This window comes from Methyloceanibacter sp. (assembly GCF_058506495.1).
The window spans coordinates 1-7,015 of sequence record NZ_JBZMXT010000097.1; the positions used below are offsets into that span (position 1 = coordinate 1).

Sequence of the window (7,015 nt, forward strand, 5' to 3'; positions counted from 1 at the left end):
TTCGAATCGAGATCGTGATTGCCTGAGCAGATCAGAAGTTCTGTCTTGGCTCGGATGAGATCGAAGTACTTCCTGATGACTGTGGCTTGCGTCCGGCCATCGACAAGCGAGGCTAGTTCGAGGTGGTCGCCGGCCATGACCACAATATCGAAGTCGTCTGCTACCTCTACGACCCAGTCGAACGACTGGAGTGAATAATGCAGGTCCGAGACCAGAAGCAGGCGCATAGCATTCCTGTCGTTAATAATTTGCTTACCCTAACTGCAAATTCTCCGTGAGAACGGGAAAAGCGGCGTTGTCGTAAACAGTTCCTTGGGAGGCCCCGGTTAGAAAAACCCGGTGACGTGAAGGCCTGCAACGAACTCGAAGATCAGCATACGATGATGCAAAGCTTGATGACACCCTTCTACGGGCGCAAACGATTCTTGCAGAGGCAGCGACGAGTCTGCATCCGGACTCTCGCGCGACGCTATCAGCTCATAGAGTTGTTAGGATTGATGGGCGCAATCGCACTCGTCTGGCTCGGCACGCAGCTAGACAACCGGCTTGCCGAAGCTCCGCCACCCGAAGTCTCGACCGTCACTTCCACCAGCGCAGATCTGACGATCGGCGTTCCAGTTGGCCAGCACCGATCTCCGTAGTGTGGCAGGCGAGTCCGTAGCCGTGGAGATGATCTGGGGTTTTGCACTCGTGTCTAATTGCCGAAGAGACCTCTGAAAGGACCATTCCCTTGGAACAGCCCGCCCGAGCGACGCTTGGGCTGCTGCCTGGTCGGAGACGAGGTGACAGAGGATCGCTGCCTTGGTGGCGACGACGCTGTTGTGCGACTGGTTGGGCTAGCCGTTGAGCGTCTGGTTGGGCTCGCCGATGAACCCGACGGGGCCGCGCGCGTCGGCTCTTCAGCTCGCTTTTGGGCGGGGGCGGGCGCCAGTGCGGCTTGCTCAATCCAGCCGCCGGCACCACTGTTCAAATCCTGAATACGGAGATAGTTGCCTTCTTTGGCAACGGCTCGAAAAGGCCGTCCCGTGGGAAGGCTATAGAGCGACGAGGCGGACGGATTCGGTGAGGACAGGACCTGCACAGGCTGTTGGGAAATGAGGACCTTCCCAGCCAAAGGCGAACCGGGTGGCAACGGCGTTCCCATCGTCGGCTGCGCTTCTTCCTTCGCCAGACCAATATTCTCTGCGGGTGGGGTCACGTCGACCGTCGTGCCCGACGCATCCCTAGTTGTGGTGTCCTCGGTGTCGATCAGGAAGAATACACCTGCAACAAGGACCAGACCAATCGCCAGAAGAATTCCGAGAACCTTGTGCTCGGCCATTAATGATACTCCCTACGCTGACGTGCACTATGCCACAGGCCACACCCCCGATCCAGCACACCACCTTTGCGGCTATGATGAGGCGTTCTAGGTTTTGGCAATCAATTGCTCAGGTGCGGCCTAAGTGACCTCGCCTGGGGTGAGCTAATTGCATCCAGAAGTTGGTGGTGGTTCAGCTGCAACTGCTGGGCCCCGAAGTTGTTCAAAGTCCTTTGGCGCTGCTTCGATGAACCCACGCATCTCCGCGTAGCGTGCCGCGTCACTCTTAGCGCCCAGGACCACGCCCACGATTGTTTGTCCATTGGGTGCGCGCCAAGCTGTGACGAGATTGAAAATCCCCTTCGAAACGTATGATCCGGTCTTAGCGCCGATCACGGGCTCGTCGCCAAGGATCTCGAGGCTTGTCTTTAGGGCAACCGCGCGCGGCCGCTTGCCCTGGATATTGAGGGTGCGCTCGGTGCAGGCCCAGGCGGGCAGGAGGCGCGGGTCTGTAAAGATTCTTGCCGCGATCAGCCCCATGTCCCGCGCGGTCGCCGCGTTCTTAGCGGATAAGCCATAGGGGTCCGCGAAGCTTGCATTGCGTGCGCCGAGGTCGTGGGCGGCAATCTCCATTTCAGTGACGAAACGCCTCGTCGCCTTTGCGGTGTCGCCGGTTTTGCCCTCGTCTGCCAACAGATCCTGCCCTACAGCATCGGCGATGGCGAGCGAGGCGTCGTTGCCGGAGACCAAGACCATGCCGTAGAGCAAGTCCTGAAGTGTCCAAACGTCGCGCCGCTTGAGACTCGCAGACGAGCCTCCGGTCAGATGAGGCGCACTGATCTCTATTGTTTCGAACAGCCGATCTCCCATGCGATCCACAAGGATGTAGGCTGTTACAAGCTTAGTCAGGCTGAGAGTTCTGAAGACCTCGTCCGGGTTCTTTTCATAGAGCACGTCGCCGGTGGTCGCGTTCATCACAAAAACCGATCTAGCGCTTACGGTCGGAGGGTTGATGCCCTTATTCATCATGCTCGATTGTGCTGCCCGAAGTGGTCCAATCATCGTGATCGTTATCGCTACCAAGGCGGCTACGAGGCTCAGTCCAAGATCTCGATACAACTTGTTCCACATGATCTGACGCTATCCTATTCGCCGCGACGACTGTAAGCCATTTTAGTGGTCGCTCGAAGTTTGTTCCAAGGCCGCGGCGGCTGCATCTACCGGCTTAAAGAATCGAGAAGCGCGGCCGTCTCGCTCGGAAGTGTGACCATAGCCTCGTGGCTCGTATGTAGTTCCGAGATCCGCCAACCCTTCGCGCGTGCGCGGTCGTGCGCCTGGATTGCAGGCTGATAGACCGGTCCAACGCAGGTGATGTACTCAACCGGCAGACCATTACCGACCGGGTGCGTGAGGGTCAGCGGTGTCGTGAAAGTCGAGAAGGGATGCGGCGTGAGCCGCGCTTGTAAGAAGTCGACATCAGTCGGCTCCGTGATATCGATGGACGATAATGGAGGCACAGGCAGGCTAACGCCGTTTGAGCTCTCATTTGCGGTCTTTTTCCGAGCAGCGGCTATGTCGTCGGGCAGCAAGCCGAGCCAAGTTTCACCGCTCTCGACGACGGCTGCGTCAAGATAGATCAGCTTGCCAATCCGCTCGGGCACGCGGTCAGCAGCCCCTGTTACGGTGATCCCGCCAAAGCTGTGACCGACAAGGACCACGTCATGTAGATTACGCCAGAAAAGCGTGTTCACCACATCGTCGACAAAGGTGGAAACCTGGATGTCCTTCGATAGCAGATGCGAACGTTCTCCAACGCCTGTCTGCGTGATGGCGATGACGGTATGTCCGCGCTCTCTCAGAAGCGGAGCGACCCGATCCCAACTCCAGCCGCCATGCCACAGGCCGGGTACCAGAACAAAGCAGCGTTGTGTGGTTCCGGCGTTCATCGGTGTCGCCTCAGTTGGGGGGGCCTGGCTTCTATTGTTGACAACGCAGGAGCCGGTAAGGCGTTGCGGCGGTAGCGCTTGGACGCCCCGGCAACGTGCATGATCAGCCGTGCCGGCTGGCTGGCGAACCTACTTGCCCATATGCGCTTCGGCAGGTCGGGGTTTAGCTTTCGAGGCGCTTTCATCCTCTTCCAGCCCAATTGCCCGGTGGGCCTCGGCCGCGCGTTCGAACACATGCGGCGCCAGCCCGCGTTTGCTGAGTGCTTCCTGCATCTTAAGCCGCATAAACGTGCTGGTCGTATAGCGGGTGGTCGAAGCGTAGTAGTGCTCCAGCATGTAAGCGATCATAGCGGCGTAGTCGTCATAGAGGTCTTCAGCAATGCGGCAGCCGTCGTGGTTCACCACGGCATTGACTCTCCGGCCGGCTTTCTTGCAGGCATCGACCAAGACCTTGGTCAAATCGTCGATATCGCTCTTCTTGCGGACGTTCCAGCCTTCGAGGTTCAGGAACAGGAGATTTCTATCCTCATCGTAGCTGACACGTTCCCATAGCTTCAGATTCATGAGGTCGGATAAGAGCTCCATCGGCTCGTCGATGAAGAGACGCCTGTCCATGGGGATTGGATTATCGATGATCGGCTTGAAATCCATATTGGGGAGGATGTCTTCCTCAATATCGATACCTCGCGCGACTTCGATCAGCTCAAGACCACCCGGGGTAAGCTGGAAGACGCACCGTTCGGTGACATAGAGCACCGGCTGGTGGCGTTCTTGCGCGAAGGCTCCGCTGAAGGTGATCTGCTCCACTTGCTTTACAAACTTCTTTGCGCGGCCCTCCTGGACAATTTTGAGATTGCCCTCCTCGATTGCGACCTTCAGTCCTCCAGCGGTCAACGTGCCGGCAAACACAACCGCACGAGAATTTTGCGAGATATTGATAAAACCGCCGCACCCGTTTAGGCGCCCGCCGAAACGGCTGGTGTTAACGTTGCCTTGCTCGTCGCACTCGGCCATGCCGAGGCATGTCAGGTCTAGCCCTCCACCATCGTAAAAATCGAACATCGTGTTTTGATCGATCACGGCGTGCGCGTTGGCTGACGACCCGAAACTCGACCCACCTGCGAGCACGCCGCCAACAGCGCCGGCTTCAGTCGTAAGGGTAATATACGGCGTAACCTTCTCCTCATTGGCGATGGCAGCGACACCATCGGGAACGCCGACGCCAAGGTTGACCGCACCGTTCGGCGGTAACTCAAAGGCTGCTCGGCGCGCAATGATCTTGCGTGCATCGAGCGGCATCTTGGGCATGCCTTCAACCGGTATACGGATCTCCCCGGATAGGGCTGGATCGTACATCTTGCCGTAGTTCATGCGGTGCATTTCCGGTGGATCGGCAACGACGACACAGTCAACCAGGATCCCTGGCACCTTCACGTCTTTTGGCTTTAGAGAACCCTGTTCGACGATCCGCTCAACCTGCGCGATGACGAGACCGTCGTTGTTGTAGGCGGCCATGGCTTGAGCCAGGCTGTCTAGGGTCAGCGCTTCCTTCTCCATACTCAGATTGCCTGAAGGATCGGCACTCGTCGCACGAATGAATGCGACGTCAATCTTTGTGGCCTTATAGAAGAGCCACTCCTCTCCCTCGACCTCGACAAGCTTGACGATGTCTTCCTGCGTTACGTCGTTGACCTTCCCGCCATCGAGCCGCGGATCGACATAGGTATGAAGCCCGACCTTTGAGAAGAGCCCTGGCTGGCCCGCGGCGCAGGCCCGGTAGAGCTGCGAGATCACGCCCTGCGGAAGGTTGTAACCGCAAATTTTGTTTTCTTGGGCTGCCTCGGCGACCTTGGGCATGCGCCCAAAATTGGCGGCGATTACGCGTTTTAGAAGACCCGGATGGTGTAAGCGGCCAGTCCCCAGCCCCTTGCTGTCGCCGGCGCCGGCGCACATGATCAGTGTCAGGTCGCGTGGAGCGCCGGTGTCGACAAACCGTTTCTCTAGTGCCGCATGGAGTGCCTCGGGAATACAGCTCTGGACAAAACCCGTAGTCGTCACGACGTCGTTGTCGCGGATCAACGCGATGGCTTCATCAGCCTTGATGGTTTTGTCTTTCATTTTGGTACGCTTCCTCTCGGGCTTTCTCTGTTCGCACTTGCGAAAAGGATGCAGCTTTTCGGACGCTTTCGAGCAACGCCTGGTTCCTCGCGGCCTCTTCCTTCAAGCATTAGACCAAAGGCTTGCTGACTTCCAGACTATCTCGTTCGGGCTGCGCCCGCAGATTGGAGCCGTGAGTGAGCATAAAAGGTGGCAGAGGAAACGCCGGGACAGGCGCAAGATGAACTCCGACAGTGTACAGACTAAGATACGCTGGCCCTGCGATTTCTGATATCGCGGGTCCTCGTGCTGTACAGGACACGATGGCTTCTAGTCAGGCTCATGTCGCGCTGCGGCCATCGCCTTGAGCCGGCCGCGATCGACTTTGCCGGTCGGGTTGAGCGGTATCTCTGCCAGGAACTCAATCTCCTCGGGCGCCTTATAGCCAACCCGTTCTCGTGCGAACTTAATCAGCTCTTGCGCGATCAGACGCTTACACCCCTCGCGCAACGCCACATAGGCGCGGACGTTTTCGCCATGGATAGGGTCGTACACACCCACGACACCTGCTGCGTGCACGTCTTCATGTTCAAGCAAGGCTTCCTCGACTTCCTGAGGGCAAATGTTCGATCCGTCGTGGACGATGATCTGCTTCTTCCGGCCGCGAAACCACAGATAGCCATCCTCATCCGCGCGCATCACGTCGCCTGTATCAAGCCAGCCGTCGGAGAAGAGGTCCGCGGTCGCCTCAGGGTTTTCCCAATAGCCGACTGTTGCGGTTGGCGAGCGAACCCACAGCCGCCCATCTTGCCCGAGTTCAAGTGGATTTCCATCGTCGTCTCGGATGGACATGGCAAAACCAGGGACCGGACGACCCACCGAGCCGATTCTGATCTCGCCGGAGGGAGGATTGAGGGTTGCGAGGCCAATCTCCGTCATGCCGTAGCCCTCATCGATCGGGAAGCCGGTAAGCGCTGTGAACTCAGCCTCCAACTCAGCCGGCACCTTGTCGCCGCCGCCGCGGCATAACCGCAAAGATGAGAAGACGTCCTGGGTCGCGCCATGTTCGCGCACTAGGCACATCAACGCCGCGGGGAGCATGCAAAGGACCGTCGGCCTATGCTCAACAAGAAGCGGCAGGATCTCGTTGCCGTCAAACGTACGTGCGATAACGACCCGCGCGCCGATCGCCAGGCCGGCCAGCGTCCACAGAAAAGACCCCAGATGAGAAATCGAGGACCCCGGAAGGATCACATCGTCTGCCGTCATCTCCAGGGCACCCGCTGTTCCAGCCAACATCCAGCCCAGCGTTTCATAGCTGTGCGTGACGCCTTTCGGCTTTCCTGTGCTTCCGGAGGTAAAGAAGATTACGGCTGGGTCGGACAAGGCAATGGCTCGTTGTGGACGCACCGGCGACGGTTCGGAAATCATCCGTTCAAGACCCGACTTGTCGGCTTCACCGTACCGAATGATGCCCAAGGGCAGGCCCTTGGCACACTTGCTTGCGTTGAGGTCAGCCTCCCGCTCGGCATGGGCAACGAGCAACTTCGAGCCGGATAGTTCGAGGGCGTGATCGATCTGAGGGGCCAGGTAGCGGTAATTAAGTGGCGTGGCCACTAAGCCAGCCTTCATGCAAGCGAGATAGTGGATGACTAGTTCTACGCGGTTCGGC

At 58.3% G+C, this 7,015-nt stretch carries 7 protein-coding genes; 1 reads left to right on the forward strand and 6 read right to left on the reverse strand.

Annotation, left to right across the window (positions count from 1 at the left end; genetic code table 11):
* A partial coding sequence (locus AC33YF_RS12110; RefSeq protein ID WP_491777465.1) for a metallophosphoesterase occupies positions 1-227 on the reverse strand: 227 nt, incomplete at its 3' end.
* Positions 228-380: 153 nt separating this feature from the next.
* Between AC33YF_RS12110 and AC33YF_RS12115 the strand changes: the two genes are divergently transcribed.
* On the forward strand, positions 381-641 hold the full coding sequence (locus AC33YF_RS12115; RefSeq protein WP_491777466.1) for a hypothetical protein: 261 nt from the start codon (positions 381-383) through the stop codon (positions 639-641).
* A 53-nt stretch (positions 642-694) separates the two neighbouring features.
* Here the strand turns inward: AC33YF_RS12115 and AC33YF_RS12120 are convergent, their stop codons facing one another.
* The 5 genes from AC33YF_RS12120 to AC33YF_RS12140 form a co-directional block, all read right to left on the reverse strand.
* Complete coding sequence (locus AC33YF_RS12120) at positions 695-1,321, reverse strand: hypothetical protein (protein ID WP_491777467.1); 627 nt, start codon at positions 1,319-1,321, stop codon at positions 695-697.
* Between the two features lie 144 nt (positions 1,322-1,465).
* On the reverse strand, positions 1,466-2,431 hold the full coding sequence (locus tag AC33YF_RS12125; protein ID WP_491777468.1) for a D-alanyl-D-alanine carboxypeptidase family protein: 966 nt from the start codon (positions 2,429-2,431) through the stop codon (positions 1,466-1,468).
* Between the two features lie 86 nt (positions 2,432-2,517).
* Positions 2,518-3,246 (reverse strand): alpha/beta fold hydrolase, encoded by a 729-nt coding sequence (locus AC33YF_RS12130; protein ID WP_491777469.1) that lies wholly within the window; start codon positions 3,244-3,246, stop codon positions 2,518-2,520.
* A 129-nt stretch (positions 3,247-3,375) separates the two neighbouring features.
* Complete coding sequence (locus AC33YF_RS12135) at positions 3,376-5,364, reverse strand: acyl CoA:acetate/3-ketoacid CoA transferase (RefSeq protein ID WP_491777470.1); 1,989 nt, start codon at positions 5,362-5,364, stop codon at positions 3,376-3,378.
* A gap of 309 nt (positions 5,365-5,673) precedes the next feature.
* On the reverse strand, positions 5,674-7,015 hold a 1,342-nt coding region (locus AC33YF_RS12140), incomplete at its 5' end, for a class I adenylate-forming enzyme family protein (protein ID WP_491777471.1).

Excerpts from the sequence above, each read along its gene's own strand:
- AC33YF_RS12115 (WP_491777466.1), top strand. The coding sequence starts at position 381 with ATGATGCAAAGCTTGATGACACCCTTCTACGGGCGCAAACGATTCTTG.
- AC33YF_RS12120 (WP_491777467.1), bottom strand. The coding sequence starts at position 1,321 with ATGGCCGAGCACAAGGTTCTCGGAATTCTTCTGGCGATTGGTCTGGTC.
- AC33YF_RS12125 (WP_491777468.1), bottom strand. The coding sequence starts at position 2,431 with ATGTGGAACAAGTTGTATCGAGATCTTGGACTGAGCCTCGTAGCCGCC.
- AC33YF_RS12130 (WP_491777469.1), bottom strand. The coding sequence starts at position 3,246 with ATGAACGCCGGAACCACACAACGCTGCTTTGTTCTGGTACCCGGCCTG.
- AC33YF_RS12135 (WP_491777470.1), bottom strand. The coding sequence starts at position 5,364 with ATGAAAGACAAAACCATCAAGGCTGATGAAGCCATCGCGTTGATCCGC.